General features: G+C 53.9%; 2 protein-coding genes. Both read left to right on the top strand.

Features of this window, described 5'->3' with window-relative positions; translation table 11 throughout:
* Positions 1–71: 71 nt before the first annotated feature.
* Positions 72–557 (top strand): PAAR domain-containing protein, encoded by a 486-nt coding sequence (locus HBA26_RS22615; protein WP_126345823.1) that lies wholly within the window; start codon positions 72–74, stop codon positions 555–557.
* 3 nt (positions 558–560) lie between these two features.
* The coding region (locus HBA26_RS23030) for a PAAR domain-containing protein (RefSeq protein WP_243854864.1) at positions 561–1,036 on the top strand (476 nt) is incomplete at its 3' end.

Genomic DNA, 1,036 nt, shown 5'->3' with positions numbered 1-1,036 from the left:
TCCGTCGTCGGCAGCGTCAGATGTGTATAAGAGACAGATTTTTTAACTAACTGGAATTAAAGGGAATTTACATGGATCAGCAATACAGCAATGAATTAACACCAGAAATAGTAGCCGAACTGGAAATGTCGCCTTTTACTGCGGAAGAAATTGCCGCAATGGATCAAGATTCACGCGCCATAATCGCAGAGGAAAAAGCGCTGGAATGGAAGCATCCTGTGAATGCTATCTGGCGAATAGCAACGGAAGGGAACATTACCCGCTGTGGGGGGATCGTTGCGCCGGTGGAGCGTGAATCAAAACTCCTGCTTGATAATGGACGCTACGCCAGCATAGCCACCGCCGGGGATATCGTTACCTGTCCTGACGGCAGCACTGCCACCATAGCCACCAGCGCTGGCGCAACCAGTATGTGCAATGGGGCAGACGTTGCGCTGGTGGACAGTCTACTGGATAACGGTGACGAAATTATCAGTACACCGCAGCGCCATACTTATCTGGTCACACGTGAAGGGATTACTTCCGGGGCGGATTTTCTGACAGTTACCGGAGCGTAACGCATGGGTTATCGCACCGATAATTACGGGCGTGGGCAGGCGCTTGAGAATGATAAAACCACCACCGGTGCCAGGTGTATTGCGTCCATTACGGACAGCACCGAATTCGGACGCAGAATTCTCCGGGTGGGTGATAAAACCACACCCTGTCCCAAATGCGGGAAACAGGGCGTGATTGTATCGGGTGAGGATCGCGTGACATTTCACGGGGTACCCGCCGCCGTTCACGGTTCAGAGGTACACTGTGATTGCCCTCCGGGTTCGAACCGGGTGATTGCTCCGGCAGGTCAGTGGCTGGGACGGGGACGTGACCCGGTTGAGATTGCCAGAGAGGAACACGCCGCAAAGCTGGCAGCAGAAAAGGAAGCCGAAGAAAAACGCAGGGCGGAGGAAAGGGAGCGTAACCGGGTATTCGCAAAATCCTGCCTGCGCGGTGAGGGGTGTAATGCTGTCTCTTATACACATCTGACGCTGCCGAC

Origin of the sequence: Enterobacter sp. 725m/11, from assembly GCF_011683705.1 — a bacterium.
GTDB lineage: Bacteria > Pseudomonadota > Gammaproteobacteria > Enterobacterales > Enterobacteriaceae > Enterobacter > Enterobacter bugandensis.
This window is presented reverse-complemented; position numbering and strand designations above follow the sequence as displayed.